Here is a 17,064-nt window from a genome sequence, read left to right on the forward strand (position 1 = left end):
ATTTTCGTGGATGAACCCACGCGATTGGTAGGCTGGTTGTTCGCCGGCCTCGGTCGGCTGGCCACCTCAGCGCACAGGCGATCGATCCGCACGTGAACCGGTCCCCGCGGTGAGTTTCGTGACCACGGTGGTGACGACGGCGTTGGGAGTGGTCGGGCGAGGAGGGCTTGGGCGAGGTGACGGAAGAACTGCTCTTCGCCGTTCTCGGAGCGGTCCGCGCGTACCGGGGCGACCACGAACTGCACCTCGGTCCCCCACAGCTGCGGGCCATGCTCGCGGTCCTGCTCCTGCGACCGGGACACACCGCGTCGAAGGCACAGCTGGTGGACGCGTTGTGGGGTCCCACGCCCCCCAGCAAGGCCACCACCACGATCCGCACCTATGCCTGGCAGTTGCGCAGACTCCTGGAACCGGACCGCTCCGCGCCGAGCGTCCTCGTCTCGGTCGGCGACGGCTACCGTCTGGTCGTCCCCCCGGCCTCGCTCGACGTCGGACAGGCCGAGACGCTCACGCGCGAGGCGGCGCAGGCGCGGGCCTCGGGGCGGCTGGAGGAGGCGAGCGACAGGCTGGTCCGCGCGCTCGACCTGTGGCAGGGAGAGACGCTGGCCGGGGTGCCGGGACCCTTCGCCATGCGGCAGCGCGACCGGCTGGAGGAATTACGGATCGCCCTGCTGGAGGAACGTTTCGACCTTGATCTGGCCCTGGGCCGCCACCGCCAGGTCATCCCCGACCTCGCGGACCTCACGGCCATGTACCCGCTGCGTGAGCGTCCGTACGGCCTGCTGATGCGCGCGCTCTACGGGGCGGGGCGGCAGGCCGACGCGCTCGCGGTGTTCGGCGGTGTCAGGAAGCTGCTGCTGGAGGAACAGGGCATCGATCCGGGTCCCGAGCTGACCGCCGTCTACCGGCAGGTCCTGGAGAACGATCCGGCCCTGTCCATAGCGGCCGTCGAGGAACCCGCGGTGCCCGACGAACCGAAGGCGCCCGAACCGCTCCCCGCGCCCGCCCGGGACCGGGAGCCGCTGCCCGTTCCGGCGCAGCTTCCGCCGCTGCTGCCCGACTTCGCCGGCCGCACCGACGCCGTCAGCGACATGCACGCCCTGCTGACCACGCCCGGCCGGCGCGCGCCGACCGTCGTGGCGATAGCCGGGATGGGCGGGATCGGGAAGACCTCCCTGGCCCTGTTCACCGCCCACGGCGTACGGCACGCCTACCCGGACGGGCAGCTCTACGCCGATCTGCGCGGGGCGGACGACAATCCCGCCGAGCCCGCCGGCGTCCTGACGGGGTTCCTGCTGTCGCTGGGCGTCGCCGCCGAGGACGTCCCCGACTCCCTCGAGGACCGCTGCAAACTCTTCCGTTCGATGCTGGACGGCCAGCGGGTGCTGATCGTCCTGGACAACGCGCGTGACGCGTCCCAGGTGCTGGACCTGATGCCCGGATCGGTCGGCTGCGGGGTCATCATCACCGGCAGGTCCCGGCTCTTCGGCCTGCCGGTCACCCAGCAGCTCGGCATCGACACGTTCAGACCCGACGAGGCCCTCGCGCTGCTCGGCACGGTCATCGGGCAGGAACGGCTCGACGCGGAGCGGGAGCAGGCGCTCGAACTGCTCCGGCTGTGCGGATTCCTGCCGCTGGCGATCCGGATCGTGGCCACCAGGCTGGCGTCCAGGCCGCGGTGGGCCATCGCGACCCTGACCGCCCGGCTCGCCAACGAGCAGCGCCGCATCGAGGAACTGCGCGTGGGCGACGTGTCGATCCACTCGGTCTTCGAACTCGGCTACCGGCAACTGCCGCCCGAGCAGGCCCGCGCCTTCCGGCTGCTCGCGGTCCCGGGGTCCCTGGACTTCGGGCTGCCGGTGGCGGCGGCCGCGCTCGCGACGGACGAGGAGACGGCGGAGGAACTGCTCGAAGCCCTGGTGGACGCCGCCATGCTGGAGTCCCCCGAACCGGGTCGCTACCGCTACCACGACCTGCTCCGCGCCTTCGCCCAGTGCGCGGAGCCCGAACACCGGGACGAGGCCCGGCAGGCCTTCGGCAGACTGCTCGACTACCTGCTGGCCACCGCGTGCAACGCCTTCGCGCAGGCCGTGCCCGGCGACCCGGTCGCGAACTCCCTGGGCCCGCTGCGGTCCCAGGGACTGCGCTTCGACGACGTCCACACGGCGCGTTCCTGGATCACCGGCGAGATCGTGCTGGTGACGGCGGCCGCGCTGCACTCCGTGGTCCTGCGGTCGGCGCCCTACGACGGCCAGTTGCGGACCGCTGTGGACCTGCTCATCGCGGTCAGTCCCTTCTGCGCGGACGTCCGGTTCGAGGGGCTGCGGTCCGCCGCCCTGGAACTGACGCGGGAGGCCGAACTGCGGGGCGACCAACGGGTGCTGGGCCGCGCGCAGTTGCTGTGCAGCAGCATCGCGCTGCAGGCCGCCCGCCCGTCCGACACCGAGGAGCACGCCCGTCTGGCCGTCACGGCGTCACGGAGCACGAAGGACACGGTCATCCTCCGGCAGGCGCTCAACAACCTCGGTGTGGCGGTCATGTTCCTGCATCGCTACGACGAGGCGGTGGAGTGCTTCGACGAGGCGATCGCGCTCGCCCGTGTCCTGGGCCACCGGTCCGGCGAGGCGGCGACCACCATCAACGCGGCGCTCGCCCGGGTGCGCAGCGGCCGGGCCGCCGAGGCGATCCCGGCCTGCGAGGCGACGCTGGTGACCCTGCGTTCCCTGGGCGATCTTCCGGGGGTCGCCTACGCGTTGTACGTGCTGGCGCTGGCGCTGCACGAGCACGAGCGGTTCGGCGACGCCGTCGCCCGCTACACCGAGTGCCTCGCGGTCTGCCGGTCGGCCGGGATCCGGGGGCGCGAGGCGCACGCCCTGTACCGGCTCGCCGAGACGCTCCGCAGGACGGGGCGGTACGACGAGGCGGTGCGGTACGCCACCGAGGCCGTGGCCCTGTGCGAGCAGATCGGAGCGGTACGGGACCACGCCTACGCGCTGATGGTCCTGGGCCGGGCCGAGGCCGACCGCGGCGCCGTCGACACCGCCCGCATCCGGCTCGCCAAGGCCCATGAACTCTTCACCGGTCTCGGCCTGCCCGATGCCAACGATGTCAGCCTGATTCTGGACCGGCTGCCGGGCGGCGCCACGCCGGCGGACGCGTCGTGACGGTGCCGGTCGCGGGTTCTTGACGGCCCATGGCGTCACGTCTTTGAAATCCGCTTCGCGGCGGAGCGGGAATGCCGAAATGGCGAGGCGCACGTCGAATATACCAGGGATGGACCACGTATATTCTCCGGCGTGCGAGAGTGAGCGCCAGCGGTCGCAATATGCGCAGAAAAAGCCGCGGAGCGGTCAGTAATTCAGCTCCGGGGCGGGCGCGGACCGAATTCGGCCCTTTCTTAGGAGGCGTTTGAATGCCCAAACCCCGCGAACAGAAGGACAACCACCTCATCTACGCCGACGCCGTGGGATCGCGCGGCAAGTCGGGCGTGTGGTTCGGCGAGCGCGAGGACTTCAAGGCCAAGCAGGCCAGCGTCATGGACGCCGTCAAGGAGCGGATCGAGTGGGTGCCGGTCGAGGACGCCGTCATGGCGATCAGCCTTGACCCGCCCGGCATCGTCCTGATGGCGCCCAACCCGTCGCTGCCCGGCATCATCGTCCTCGCCGACGGTGCGACGGCCGAGAACACCGAGCATCTCAAGAAGCACTACACCGAGATCGTCCAGGGTGTTCTGAAGGACGCGAACATCGCGCAAGAAGACTGATCGATCCATCCTGCTGCGGTGTCATCGGCAAGCGACGGTGGCACCGCAGCGGGCTTCTCGCTGTGCGGTTCGTTCCGACGCATGGCTGGTTCCGTTTCTTTAGGAGTTCACCGTGACGAACGATGCCGATCGACTCTGGAACAAGTATTTGCTCGTCGCTCAGGGGGAGGAGGGAATTGTCTTCGACCCCGTATCCCTGGGGAGCGCGAGTCTCACCGCCGATGAGATGAAGCGGATACGCGACGACGAGCCCCAGATCCTGGCGGAGATGAAACAGCTGGGCTTCACCTCCGAGCCGCCGGCCGCGCCTCAGCGCGATCTCGTCCTGGACCGGATCAACGGGCTGGGGATGACCGGGAAGCCGCCGCGGATCAGCGGATACCGCATCGTGGTGACCGACCGCTGCAACATGACCTGCACGTACTGCTTCGTGGACACCAACACGGGCGCCGACGACATCACCATCCCCGACCTCCGTGAGGGGCTCGAGTACCTCTTCGAGCAGAACGCGGGCCAGGAGGAGGTCACCATCCAGTGGTTCGGCGGCGAGCCGACCACGCGGTTCGACCTGATGCAGTACGGCGACGAGTACGCCCTCGAACTCGCCGAGAAGCACGGCGTGGGGCGGGTGCAGTTCACCGTCGTCACCAATGGCGTCCTCATCAAGGACCCCATGATCGAGCACTTCAAGAAGTACAAGTACGGCGTGGGCGTCTCCTTCGACGGGGCTCCCGACGACAACAAGGTCGAGCGGTTCCTGCTGTCCGGCAAACCCGCCGACCAGCGGATCCACCGCAACATCCAGCGGCTGCTCGATGCCGGGGTGCACGTGGGCTGCAACCTCACCCCCACGCCGATCAACGTGAGCAACCTGCCGGACACCGTCGAGTACGTGCTGTCCCTCGGCATCAACTTCATCTACGTCAACACCCCCATTCCGATCTCCGGCCGCTGGCACGTCGACGGCGAGGCGCTGTGCCGCGCGGTGTTCCGCTCGCGGCTCCTCGCGCTGTCCCGCGGTGCCATGCTGTTCTCCTCGCTCGACCGCATCTACCAGGCCCTGGACACCCGCCTGCCGAAGATGTACGAGCACATCCAGCAGGACGGCGGCCTGAACGCGGCCCTGCTGTCCCGCGGGCGCATCTCCATCCTCGACCTGAACTGGCGCGACGACTCGTTCGTCTTCCCGATCAGTCAGCTTCGGGAGCAGCCGGAACTCCTTGCGGGAGCCGCCAAGAACCTCCTGCCGGCGAAGCAGTGCGGCGAGTGCCCCGCGGCCGCCGTCTGCGGTGGTCCGTCCCGCAACGACGTCTCGCTGCGGAACAACCCCGAGCCCGACCCGCAGATGTGCGACTTCTTCCAGGTGGGTCTCGAACTCGCCCTCACCGACCAGACGGGGTTGCAGTGACCCACAGCCTCGGAGCACTCAACGGAGTGCTCGTCTCGACCGCCGACAACTGCGAAGTCAACTGCCGGTTCTGCTTCCGCGCCGATGTCGGACGCGACGTCCTGAGCCTGGAGACCTACGCGCGGGCCCTGTCGCGGCTCCACGAACTCGGCGTTGACGAGCTGTGCCTGTCGGGCGGCGAGCCGACCGACCACCCGGAGTTCCGTCAACTCGTGCGCGTGGCGATGCAGTTCGGCTTCCGCACCTCGGTGGTCACCGCCGCCAGGACCGGCCCGCGGCTCGATGCGCTCGCCGGTGTCGCCGGCATGCTCAGTCACGTCACCGTCTCCGCCGACAGCCGCAGGGCGGACGAGATCGGCCGTACCGGCCGGACCATCTCCTCGACGCCGAAGGTCTTCGAGGCGCTGGGGCACCGCAGGGCGAGCCTGCACGTCACCGCCTTCGAACTGGACGAGGACGACCTCAAGGACATCGTCTCGGTGGTCGAGGCGGCCGAGGTCCCGGTGGAGGTCAGCCCGCTGCTGCCGTCGCCGACGTTCCGTTTCGAGAACCCCCACCTCAAGCGTGATCTGGCGCTGATCGACACGTTCTTCGGCATGTCGGAGCAGCTGAGGACGGTGGTGTCGGATTACCACGAGTGGCTGCGCGGCCCGGTCGTCCGGTCCTGCCAGTCCGCGCGTCTGTACCTGTCCGCGGACGGCTTCCTGCGCCGCTGCCCCTACGACAGTTCTCAGCAGGTGTCGGTCTTCGCGACACGGCAGGAGATCAGCGAAGCGCTCGAGCAGTCGTTCTGCGAACCACCGACCACCGGTCTGGCGTGCATGGCGATCTGCCGTTCGGAATCCCACGAAGGGTGAGTCGTCCATGAACACGATGCAGGATCAGCCGTCCGTGGTGATCGGCACCATGCGCTGCTCGGGCTCCTTCAACGGCCTGATGGTGCTGGGTCGCGACGCGGACGAGGGCCGGGAGTTCATCGAGGGCGCGCTCGCCCAGGGCTTCACCACGTTCGACACCTCGCCCGTGTACGCCCGCGGGAGAGCGGAGGAGGACCTCGGCGCGCACCTGCCCGCCGACGCGTCGGTGTGGACGAAGGTCGGCATCGACACCACCACACCGCTGCCCACCCTGGACTACAGCCTCGACGGCATGGCCAAGTCGCTGGAGGGAAGCCTGAAGCGGCTCGGGCGCGACCACGTCGAGGTCGCCTTCGTGCACAACCCGGAGCCGAGGCGGGTGTCGGACATCGACCTCGCGGGGTTCGCCGGGCACTGCTCGCGGACGGGGCAGGCCGATCTGGTGGGCGTCAGCGTGCTGCTGCCGGACGTGAGCCTGCCGCAGATCGCCGGCCGGCTGCCCGCCGGCAGCGTCGTCATGTGCGAGGCGGACCAGCTGGATCCGCGGGACACGAACGTGCGGCACCTCCTCGCCGACTACCGTCTCGTGATCCGCAGCCTCTTCTCGGGCGGCTCCCGGCTGCGGGAGGTGCCGGCCGAGCGCAGGGCGCGGACGATCGCCGCAAGGATCGCCGAGATCCACGAGATCTACCGCCCCGAAGCCGTGGTCGTCGGGGCCCGGACCAGGGAGCAGCTGGACGACTACACGGCCGGGCCGGCCTGGCCGACGTCCGCCGCTCGGCACTCCGCACCCGGGCGGTCCCATGTCGCTCGATGAGGCGGAGGTCGCGCAGCAGCTGCGGGTGTTCGGATTCGCCCACCTCCCCGGCGCCGCCGCGGACACCGTGGAGGACCTGCGGGCCGCTTTCGGCCGGCTGATCGATCTGCCGGCCGCCGGTACCCCGACCGAGCGGGTCACCAGGTTCGACGCCCTCAACGAGATGCCCGAGCTGGGGCGGATCTCCGGATCGGCGTGGGTGCGCGCGATCTGCGGGGCGTACTTCGAACGCGACCACCAGGTCATCACCGGCGACGCCAACGCGCTCGTCGGTGACTCGTACTGGCACTCGGACGGCTTCTACACCACGCCGTTCCTGCGTTTCGTGCTGTACCTGGACGAGACCGCGCACGACATGGGCGCCCTGCGTTTCCTCCCCGGCTCGCACCGCGCCGACAACGGCTGGCTCGGTGAACCGACCCAGCACGTCATCAGGCACGAGGAGGACCTCGCTCTCGCCGGCGGCGACGTGCCGGCGGTGGTCGTCGCGTCCCGGCCGGGCGACGTCATCGTCTTCGACACGAACGTCATGCACGCGGCCTGGCACGGCGACGTACGGCGGCAGCTCGCCTTCAACTGCGTCGGTGAGCCGGTCACCGAGACCGAACAGCGCGACACGCGCCGCTACTTCCTCAACCGCTACGTCTCCGGATCGGTGTCCATCGGATGAAACTCGCCTCTCTGTCGGTGACCGACGCCGAGGTCACCCGCTTCAGGACGTTCGGCTTCCTCCACCTGCGCGGCGTGCAGGACGACGTCGTACCGGCCGTGTCCGACGCCTTCGAGGACGTCTTCGAGAACTTCTCCCAGGTCGGCCGGCAGGGACGGGCGGGGGTCGCCCGGATCGCCGAGCGCAGCGAGGTGCTCCAGAAGGTGCTCCTGGCCGACGAGCGGTGCCCTCGGGTGGCCCGCCGGCTGCTCGGCACGGACGTCGTCTACGTCGGCGGCGACGGGGTCCGCTACGACGGCGCCACCTACTGGCACCGGGACGGCGACCACCGCGCCCTGCGGCTCCTCAAGATCGTCCAGTATCTGGAGCCGCTCGACGGCGGCACCGGAGCGCTGCGGATCATTCCGGGCACCCACCGCAGGGGCGGGAGCTGGGACTCGTTCGCCGCGGACATGAAGAACCCGGCGGGCCGCCTCGGCATGCGGCCCGAGGAGGTGCCGGCCTTCACCGTCGACTCCTCGCCCGGTGACCTCATCGCCTTCGATCCGCACTCCTACCACGCGTCGTTCGGCGGTGCCGACAAGCGGCGGCAGATCACCACGACCTACGCGGCCGTGCCGGAGTCGGCCGAAGCGCGTCAGGAGCTGACGAGCTATCTGCTCGCCGACCGGACACTCCTGTAACCCCTCCCCCGGCACTCCGTCGGCCTTGTGAAGCGCGTCAATCGAACGGGTTGGATTGTGATGGACAACGTAACGGCGCAGAGCACGGTGCCGCAGATCCCGACGGACCGGGACGCGGAACCGGTCAAGTGGTTCGACGAACTGCGCGAGTCGCACGGGGTGCACTGGGACGAGAGCACGAACACGTGGTACGTGACGCGGTACGACGACGTGTACGACCTGCTGCCCGACCCCCGGCTCGGCGCGCAGGTGGAGACCTATTGCCCGCCCTCGCTGACGCAGGAGCAGGAGACCACCTACTGGCGGGTGACGGAGTTCATCGACCGCTGGCCCGTGTTCTCCGATCCGCCGCGCCACACCGGTATGCGGCGTCTGCTCCTGCCGCTGTTCACGCCCGCCGCCGTCCGGCGGATGGTCACGGCGATGACGGATTCCGTCGCGGCGACGAGTCCCGCGGTGACACCCGACAGGCTGTTCTCCGATGTCGTCAGGCCCGCTCTGGCGGCCGGCCTGGGCGATCTGCTGGACGAGGACCCGGACGGCCTGGCACAGCTCGCGGACTGCGCCACCCGGATCCTGGCCGTCGGGCCGATCGAGACGTACGACCCGGGCATCGGGCGGCTCGCGGAGGAGGCCCTGGACGAACTGACCGCGCTCGTCGCCCAGCGCTGCACGACGCCCCGGGGCGTCCTCGCCTCGGCGCTGAGCCGCGCGCTGACCGACGGGACGCTGGATCTCCTGGACGCGACGGCGATCTACGCCCAGTTGGTGAGCGGCGCGCTGGAGCCCACCGCGGCGGCCGTCGCCCGCCTGCTGGAGGCGCTGACCGGCCCGGAGGGCGCCGCCGTCGACCTCAAGGAGGACGTCGACGGGGCCGTGGACGAGGCGCTGCGGCTGGTGACGCCCTTCCACCTGGCCACCCGGCGCGCGCTGGCGGATCTGCCCCTGCACGGGCACACCGTGCGGGCCGAGTCGCGCGTGGTCCTCGTGCTGGTGGCGGCCAACCGCGACCCGAGGCGGTTCGACGACCCGGGCACCTTCCGCGCGGACAGAACCGGGGCCCGCCATGTCGCCTTCGGGCGGGGCCGGCACGCGTGTCTGGCGGCCGGGCTCACGCGGCAGGTCATGCGGGAGATGATGCTGCAACTCGCCTCGACCGGCCTGCTGGAGGAGCTGCCCCGGCTGACCGCGGTCTGGAAGGGCGACTTCGGGGCGCGTTTCGCCGACGACCTCGTGGTCGCGCGGAACGCCTGAGGCGGACCGCAGCAGAGCCGCGGCGATGCGCGGCGGAACGCCCTCCCGTCGGTCCCCGCTTCCAGAGAAGGCATCACGATGATGGTCGAACCGAACAGCCTGACGGCCCTGCGCCCGGACAGCTTCCAGCCCGACGCGGAGAGTTCGGAGGCCGGACACGCCAGAAGTTTCGAGGAGACGTGGGACCTCCTGGAACCGCTGCTGCCGCGCGTCCCCGTCACCCGCGTGTACGACACCACCCCGCTGGACTACATCAGCTCCCCCGTGTGGTCGGCCGTGACCCCGCTGGCCAAGGACCTGATGGTGAGCGCGGGCAAGGGGGCGACACCGATCGCGGCGAAGCTCAGCGCCGTCATGGAGGCGATCGAGCGCGTCTCGGCCGAGGAGCTTCCGGCGGACAGGATCGTCAGGGGTTCCTACGCGGAACTCGCTCCCGCCGGCGCGGTCGACCCGGAGGACTTCAACCTGCCGCTGGACACGGCGTACCGGCCCGACGCCGTCTTCTCCTGGACGGGAGCGTACGACCTGGCGCGCGGCGGCCATCATCTGGTGCCGGCCGACCTCGTCCTCAATCCCTCCGCCGAAGGCATGACGGCCCGGATCGAGACCAACGGCCTCGCCTCCGGGAACACGTACTCGGAGGCGGTCCTGCACGCGGTCTGTGAACTGGTCGAACGCGACGCGGTGTCGGAGGAGGCGTTCTACTCCGCACACCACGACCCGCTCTTCTCTCCCCGCCGGCCTCAGCGGGTCCTGTCCCCGGAGTCGGTCCCGGCCGGGGCGGCGAGGGAACTCGTCGACGCGCTGACCGGTCAGGGGCTGGTCGTGCGGATCCAGGATCTGACCAACGTGATCGGCGTGCCGGTCATCCGGGTCGTCCTCTTCGACGACGGCTACTTCGGACAGGAGGGCAAGGTGACCTACTTCCCCGGGTACGGGGCCGACCTCCAGCCCGAACGGGCGCTGCTGCGCGCGCTCACCGAGGCGTGCCAGGGTCACGCGAGTTTCGCCACGGGCGCGCGCGAGGTGTTCGAGACGGGACGGGCGCAGCGCAGGCCGGCCGAGATGAAGCGGATCGACTCCCTGTACCGCAACCCCGGTTCCCTGCCGTTCCCGCGGGCCGCACACGGCGGCGGCAGCATTCTGGAGAACCTGTCCACGGTCGTGGGCCGGCTGCGGGACGCGGGCCACGACCGGTGCCTGGTGACCGAACTCACCCGTGCGGATCTCGGTGTTCCGGTGGTCCGCGTCCTGATTCCGGGCCTCGCCTCCCCCTACGGGGAGAGTGCGCGCACCCCCACCCTTCGCCTGCTGGAATCGGTGATCTGAGCCATGCGAACCACCATCTTCACCGGGCCGTCCCTGTCGCCGGGCGAGGCGCGGGCCCTGCTGCCCGAGGCGCACGTCCTTCCTCCCGCGCGGCGCGGCGACGTCTACCGGGCCAGGGAGAGCGGAAGCTCCCGGATCCTCATCATCGACGGTTCCTTCTCGCAGGTGCTGCCGGTGTCACCGCGAGAGGTCGTCGAGGTGGCCCGGGACGGCGCTCAGGTCGTCGGGGCGTCCAGCATGGGGGCCGTACGGGCCGCGGAGTGCTGGCCCGCGGGTGTCCACGGTGTCGGGGCCGTCTACCGGATGTACCGGGCCGGGCTCTTCGACTCCGACGACCCCGTGGTGGTGGCGACGGATCCCGACGACGACCACGCGGCGGTCAGCGTCGCCCTGGTCAACATCCGTGCGGCGGTCCGCAAGCTGTACGGCCTCCGGCTGATCACCCGGTCCCAGGGCGCGGAACTCCGCCGGGTCGCCGAGGAGTCGTACTACCCCGACCGGGTCTGGCGGCTGCTGCTCAAGAAGGCAGGGATCGACGACCCGGGGGGCGTGATAGCCGGGACGGCGGCCCGCGTCGACATCAAGAGGACGGACGCGCTGCGGGCCGTCCGCCGTCTCTCGGCCCTGCCCGACGGGACACCCGCCGACGCGGACGAGCGCCGGTTCAGCCAGGGACCGCGGTACACCTCGCACGACCCGCTTCTCGGCCACAGCCGTGAAGAACTCGACCTGTCCCTGCCTCCGTTCGTCTTCGGCACCGGCCGGTATCAGAAATACATCCGGTTCCTGCTGGCCGGACAGCTCGACTTCGCGGGCCTGACCACCGCAGGCGGGTCGAAGCTGTCCCGGAACCCCGCCGTCGAACCGGCCCTGGCGCGCCTCTTCCTCGACCTTCCGTCCCTGTCCGCGAACCTGATGGACAAGATCCGTCACTTCCGGCAGTTCGAGACGGAGGTGATGCTGTGGCACGCGGTCCACCGGCTGAAGGCTCACAAGACGAGCCGCACCGAGGTGGCCCCTCCGCGGGAGCCGAAGGCCAGGGACGCGGTGGCGAAAGCCCACGGCTACGAGGACTGGGACGCGCTGACGGCCGACGTACGCGGCGACGCCCTGCCCAGCGGGGTCCCCTTCGGCTGGATCGAGGAAGCCTGCCGGGACCTGGCCCTCGCCAGGTCCTGACGGCCGGAGGCCGGCTAGGGCCGGTCTGACCATTCCCGTCTGCCGGGCGACGACGGGAATGGTCAGACCGGCCCTAGAGGTCGTCCGCCGCGCCGAGGCCGGTCAGTGCCCCCACCGGATCCGGGTCGGGAGTGCCTCTGGGCCACCAGTCGTCGTGGCCCGGCTCCGACTCGTAGGCGTACCACAGGCCGTCGCGGCCCAGCCGGAGCTGGACCTGGCCGCCGGGGTGGGTCAGGTGGTTGCGCCAGGGCCGGAACGCCGGGAGGTCGGCGGCCAGGAGCAGCGGTCTGGCCCGGTCGAAGCGGCCGGCCGGCGGATCCCAGGGCTCCTCCAGCACGGAAAGCCCCTCCGGGCCGCCCTGGCGCCAGGCGGCGACCGCACGGGCCAGGTCGCCCGGCGTGCGGCCGACGGCGTCCGCGAGGGAGGCGTAGAGGGCACGGGTGGACGCGGTCAGACCGGAGCCGGGGCGGGCGGCGGCGAGACGGACCGCGTCCTGCCACAGCGTCAGTTCGCCGACCGGGTCGTGCCCGGTGGCCAGCAGCGCGTGGGCCCGGGAGGCGGCGTCCGTGGCGAGCTGGTCCAGGGTGAAGGCGTCGGGACCGCCGGGCACACCCGGGTACACCGGGGGCTGCTCGGGGTGCGACGGCACCGGCAGCGGGGACGGCAGCGGCGGCAGCCGGCGCGGCTTCAGGGCCTCGGTGGCACGGACGCCGGGCAGCGGCACCGGCTGCCGCTCGCGGGCGGCGCGGGCGGCGTTGCGCCGGGTCAGCGCGTCGAGCACCTCGCGTTCCCCGCGGCCGCGCAGCAGAAGCAGGACGAACGGGTCGGCGTCCAGCAGCCGTGCCGTCTGGTAGCAGAGGGCGGCCGCGTGCTTGCAGGGGTGCCCGAAGTCCGGGCAGCTGCAACGGGGTTCGAGCTCGCCGGGGCCCGGCAGCAGGGACACCCCGCTCTCGGCGAGGGCCTGCGGCAGCTCCTTGTCGAGCAGTGCGGCGATGTTCCCCGGCCGGTCGGCGGCGGCTTCCAGGAACCGCTCCCACTCGTCCGCGCCGAAGGTACGCAACCGCACCTGCACGCGATACGGCCGCGGCCGGCTCCCCTGCACGTACGCGAGGACCAGTCCCGGTGTCACGGTGATGGCGTCCACCTGTCCCCGTTCGGCGTACCCGCGCCCGCGAGCCAGCCGTCTCGGGTCCAGCGCGCCTTCTTCCAGCGCCCGCACCCAGGCGTTGCCCCACCAGGTCCCGGCGAGTTCGGCGGCGGACGGCGGGGCGGGGAGAGCGGGGAAGGTGCGGCGCAGTTCGGTGTCGCGGTGCGGGGTGGCCATGGTGCCGGGCAGGCGCGGGGAGGTCGCCGGTACGGCGCGCCGCGGGTCCGCGGAATCCGTCTCGACGTGGGCCGCCGTGCCGTGGACTGCCTCGTCCTGGCCGGGATGCGGCTCGTCCTGGCCGGGCTGCGGCACGTCCTGGTCGGGGGGTCGTGCGTCCTGGCCGGGGCGTTGCGCGGGAGCCCGCTGGGCGGCCGGGGCGTCGGTGCGGGCCCGTTCCGCCTCCGCCTCCGGCCTCGGTTCCGGCTCCGGCTCGTCCTTCGGCATCCTGAACGCGGTCCCCAGGAACTGCTTCAAGTCGTGGGCGGTACGGCCGCGGGCCGTGTCCTTCGCCGGCGGCGCGGACCGGCGTACCGCGCGGTCCGGGGCCGCTTCCGCAGTCTCCCGCACCGCCGTCTCGGCCCGCCGTGCCTGCGCGCGGGCCGCGCGCAGCGCCTCACGCGCGGCGTCCCCGGGCCGGGCGCCCGGCCGGACGCCGGCGGCGGCGGGGGCCGCGCCGGACGGGGCCGCCGTCTCTGTGGCCGCCGTCCCGTTGGCCACCGTCCCGTTGGCCGCCGTCCCGTTGGCCGCCGTCCCGGGGGCTGCCCCGGCGTCCCGTTGCCCCGCGTCCTTCGCCGCCGCGGCCGTCCGCAGCGCGCGGCGCGCCGCGTCCCCCGGCCTGGCCATCGGCCCGCCGACGGCGCCGGTCTCCGGAGCAACCGTGCCCGCGCCAGGAGAACCCGCTCCCTCCCCCGCGGCGGCGTCGGCCTCCGGGGCGGCCATGCCGTCGGGTCCGGGCTCGGCCGGTGCCGTCCTCTCGGCGCCGGTGCGCACGCCCTTCTCGTCGCCGGTGCGCGCGTCGTGTCCCCGGGCCGCCCGCAGCGCCCGCCGTGCCGCGTCGCCCGGCCGCGGGTCGTCCTCGCTCATGCCGTCCTCCGCAGCGACACCAGGTCGGACAGCTCGCGGTCCGTCAGTTCGGTCAGGGCCGACTCGCCGGAGCCCAGGATCGCGTCGGCCAGGGCGCGCTTGGCCTCCAGCATCTCCGCGATGCGGTCCTCCACGGTGCCCTCGGTGACCAGGCGGTGCACCTGGACGGGCTGGGTCTGGCCGATGCGGTAGGCGCGGTCGGTGGCCTGCTCCTCCACCGCCGGGTTCCACCAGCGGTCGAAGTGCACGACGTGGCCGGCGCGGGTCAGGTTGAGGCCGGTGCCGGCGGCCTTCAGCGACAGCACCAGGACCGGGACGGCGCCGCTCTGGAAACGGTCGACCATGTGCTCCCGCTCCGGCACCGGCGTGCCGCCGTGCAGCAGGTCGACCGGGACGGCGCGGTCCCGCAGGTGCGCGGTGATCATGCGGGCCATGCCGACGTACTGGGTGAAGACCAGCACCGAGCCGTCCTCGGCCAGGACGGTGTCGAGCAGTTCGTCGAGCAGGGCGAGCTTGCCGGAGCGGGCGGCCTGGCCGTCGGCGCGCGGCTCCTCCTTGAGGTAGAGCCCGGGGTGGTCGCAGATCTGTTTCAGGGCGCCGAGCAGCTTGAGCACCAGGCCGCGGCGCGCGATGCCCTGCGCCGTCTCGATGGCGAGCATCGACTCGCGGACCACCGCCTCGTACAGCGCGGCCTGTTCGCGGGTGAGGGGGACGGGGTGGTCGGTCTCGGTCTTGGGCGGCAGCTCGGGCACGATGCCGGGGTCGGACTTCTTGCGGCGCAGCAGGAAGGGGCGGACCAGGCGGGCGAGCCGGGCCACCGCCTCCTGGTCCTCGCCGTTCTCCACCGCGCGCGCGTGCCGGGCGCGGAAGGTCTTCAGCGGACCGAGGAGTCCGGGGGTGGTCCAGTCCAGGAGGGCCCAGAGTTCGGAGAGGTTGTTCTCCACAGGGGTGCCGGTGAGAGCCACGCGCGCCCGGGTGGGGATGGTGCGCAGCGCCTTGGCGGTCGCCGAGAAGGGGTTCTTGACGTGCTGTGCCTCGTCGGCGACGACCATGCCCCAGGGCCGGCCGGCGAGGCTGTCCGCGGCGGCGCGCATGGTGCCGTAGGTGGTCAGGACGAAGCCGCCGTCGACGCCGTCCAGGGTGCGGTCGGAGCCGTGGAAGCGGCGGACGGGGACGCCGGGCGCGAACCGGGAGATCTCCCGCTGCCAGTTGCCGAGCAGCGAGGCGGGGCAGACGACGAGGGTCGGTTCGGTGCGGGCCCGCTTGAGGTGCAGGGCGATGACGGTGATCGTCTTGCCGAGGCCCATGTCGTCGGCGAGACAGCCGCCGAGGCCGAGGGAGGTCATGAGATCGAGCCAGGCCAGGCCGCGCAGCTGGTAGTCGCGCAGGGTGGCGTGCAGCCCGGCGGGCGGCTCGGCGGGCCCGAGGCCTGCCGTGAGGCGGTCGCGCAGGTCGGCGAGCAGGCCGACGGGGACCGCGGGGACGCTCTCGCCGTCCACCTCGGCCTCGCCGGTGAGCGCCGCGGAGAGCGCGTCGACCGGGTCGAGCAGACCCAGTTCGCGCTTGCGGGCCTTGCGCACGAGGGCCGGGTCGACGAGCACCCAGCGGTCCCGCAGCCGTACGACCGGACGGTGGGCCTCGGCCAGCGCGTCCATCTCGGCGTCGCTGAGCGGGTCGCCGCCGAGCGCCAGCTGCCAGCGGAACCGGAGCAGGTCCTCGCCCTCGAAGAAGCCGGTGCCGTCGGTCGCCGAGCCGGGGGCGGAGCGGATCACGGCGGTGGCGGTGAGGTCGTGGGCCAGGTCCCGGGGCCAGTGCACGGCGACCCCGGCCGCCGCCAGCCGGGTCGCGGCCACGCCGAGCAGGTCGCCGAGTTCCTCGTCGGAGAGGGCGAGCACGTCGGGGACGTCCTGCTCGGCCAGCCGGTCCAGCGGCGGCCACACCCGGGCGGCCCGGCGCACGGCCAGGGCCGCGTCCACCCGGGCACGCGGGCCGAAGGCGCCGGCGTCGGACCGCCCGGCCCACAGCGTCGCCGCGTCGGTCATCAGGGTGGGGTCGGCCAGGCTGTGCACCTGGACGATCGCCGCGCCCGCGCGGTGCGCCCGCTCGCCGTCGTCGAAGAGGTCGTGGGCCGACAGGTCCAGGCGGAGCGAGACGCGTACGCCGGCGTCCATGCCGGCGGCGACCTCCGCGGCCCACTCCCGCGCGTCCGGCAGCCGCTGGGCCCCGGCGGCGGCGAACGGCCTGCCGGAGGTGTGCGGTGCGGCCGGGGTCCGGGGCAGGGTGTCGGCGACGGCGTCCAGGAAGGAGCGGATCAGGGCTTCCGGCTGGGGCAGCAGGAGCGGGCCGGGGCCGGGCAGCGGGACGGCGTGGCCCTCGGCGGGCAGCGCGGCGGCCACCGCGCGCAGGTGGGCGATGTCGGCGGGTTCCAGGGGACCGGCCCGCCAGGCGTCGTGGCCGGCCGGGGTGAGGCCGGGCAGCAGGCGGCCCCGGGCGGTGAGCCGCAGCGCGTGCTGGGCGGCGGCGCCCCAGCAGGCGGTGGCGGGATGGGCGGCCGGGTCGTGGCGGGCCCGGACGAGCAGCGGGAGGGCCTCGGCGAGCGGCAGGGTCAGCGCGGGCACCTGTCGGCGGCGGACGCCGGCTCCGTGGGGTCGTACGACCGTCAGGTCCTCGGTGGCGGCGGGCAGCGGGTCGCCGTCCGGGTCCCAGAAGGCGACGCGGCCCTGGCGCGGGAGGTCGGCGGGCAGGTAGACCGCGGCCAGGCGCGGAGGGACGCCGTCGGTTGTCCCGGTCGCCGTGCCGTTCATACGTTCTGCCACCTCCCGCCCACCTGTCGGATCAGACGTCTTCGACTGTACGGGCGGGGTCGGACAATCG

Annotated in this window: 12 protein-coding genes; 10 read left to right on the top strand and 2 right to left on the bottom strand. The window is 72.4% G+C overall.

The window, feature by feature from the left end:
- The first annotated feature begins 176 nt into the window (after window positions 1–176).
- The 10 genes from ACIRQ9_RS29345 to ACIRQ9_RS29390 all read left to right on the top strand — a co-directional run bounded on the left by ACIRQ9_RS29345 (window position 177) and on the right by ACIRQ9_RS29390 (window position 11,960).
- Window positions 177–3,164 (top strand): AfsR/SARP family transcriptional regulator, encoded by a 2,988-nt coding sequence (locus ACIRQ9_RS29345; RefSeq protein ID WP_404179866.1) that lies wholly within the window; start codon window positions 177–179, stop codon window positions 3,162–3,164.
- Window positions 3,165–3,412: 248 nt separating this feature from the next.
- Entirely contained in the window at window positions 3,413–3,763 is a 351-nt protein-coding gene (locus ACIRQ9_RS29350) for a hypothetical protein (RefSeq protein ID WP_404179869.1), read from the top strand.
- A gap of 226 nt (window positions 3,764–3,989) precedes the next feature.
- Complete coding sequence (locus ACIRQ9_RS29355; protein ID WP_404179872.1) at window positions 3,990–5,171, top strand: radical SAM protein; 1,182 nt, start codon at window positions 3,990–3,992, stop codon at window positions 5,169–5,171.
- A complete protein-coding gene (locus ACIRQ9_RS29360; RefSeq protein ID WP_404179875.1) occupies window positions 5,168–6,028 on the top strand; it encodes a radical SAM protein in 861 nt (286 codons plus the stop codon). Before ACIRQ9_RS29355 ends, ACIRQ9_RS29360 begins: the two co-directional genes overlap by 4 nt.
- A 7-nt stretch (window positions 6,029–6,035) precedes the next feature.
- Window positions 6,036–6,845 (top strand): aldo/keto reductase family protein, encoded by an 810-nt coding sequence (locus ACIRQ9_RS29365; RefSeq protein WP_404179878.1) that lies wholly within the window; start codon window positions 6,036–6,038, stop codon window positions 6,843–6,845.
- Window positions 6,832–7,515: a phytanoyl-CoA dioxygenase family protein gene (locus ACIRQ9_RS29370; protein ID WP_404179881.1), complete on the top strand. Its 684-nt coding sequence runs from the start codon at window positions 6,832–6,834 to the stop codon at window positions 7,513–7,515. The genes ACIRQ9_RS29365 and ACIRQ9_RS29370 overlap by 14 nt, the downstream gene beginning before the upstream one ends.
- Window positions 7,512–8,198 carry a phytanoyl-CoA dioxygenase family protein gene (locus ACIRQ9_RS29375; protein ID WP_404179883.1) on the top strand — a complete coding sequence of 229 codons (687 nt, stop codon included), beginning with the start codon at window positions 7,512–7,514 and terminating at the stop codon, window positions 8,196–8,198. Before ACIRQ9_RS29370 ends, ACIRQ9_RS29375 begins: the two co-directional genes overlap by 4 nt.
- A gap of 60 nt (window positions 8,199–8,258) precedes the next feature.
- Entirely contained in the window at window positions 8,259–9,452 is a 1,194-nt protein-coding gene (locus ACIRQ9_RS29380; protein ID WP_404179886.1) for a cytochrome P450, read from the top strand.
- Window positions 9,453–9,530: 78 nt separating this feature from the next.
- Window positions 9,531–10,781, top strand: coding sequence for a YcaO-like family protein (locus tag ACIRQ9_RS29385; protein ID WP_404179889.1), 1,251 nt, complete (start codon window positions 9,531–9,533; stop codon window positions 10,779–10,781).
- A gap of 3 nt (window positions 10,782–10,784) precedes the next feature.
- Window positions 10,785–11,960: a TfuA-like protein gene (locus tag ACIRQ9_RS29390; RefSeq protein WP_404179892.1), complete on the top strand. Its 1,176-nt coding sequence runs from the start codon at window positions 10,785–10,787 to the stop codon at window positions 11,958–11,960.
- Window positions 11,961–12,033: 73 nt separating this feature from the next.
- Here ACIRQ9_RS29390 and ACIRQ9_RS29395 read toward each other — a convergent pair whose 3' ends face one another.
- Window positions 12,034–14,190: an SWIM zinc finger family protein gene (locus ACIRQ9_RS29395; RefSeq protein ID WP_404179895.1), complete on the bottom strand. Its 2,157-nt coding sequence runs from the start codon at window positions 14,188–14,190 to the stop codon at window positions 12,034–12,036.
- Complete coding sequence (locus ACIRQ9_RS29400) at window positions 14,187–16,994, bottom strand: SNF2-related protein (RefSeq protein WP_404180056.1); 2,808 nt, start codon at window positions 16,992–16,994, stop codon at window positions 14,187–14,189. The genes ACIRQ9_RS29395 and ACIRQ9_RS29400 overlap by 4 nt, the downstream gene beginning before the upstream one ends.
- Window positions 16,995–17,064: the final 70 nt, after the last annotated feature.

Origin of the sequence: Streptomyces sp. NPDC101237 (assembly GCF_044767465.1) — a bacterium.
GTDB classification, from domain to species: Bacteria; Actinomycetota; Actinomycetes; order Streptomycetales; family Streptomycetaceae; genus Streptomyces; species Streptomyces gramineus.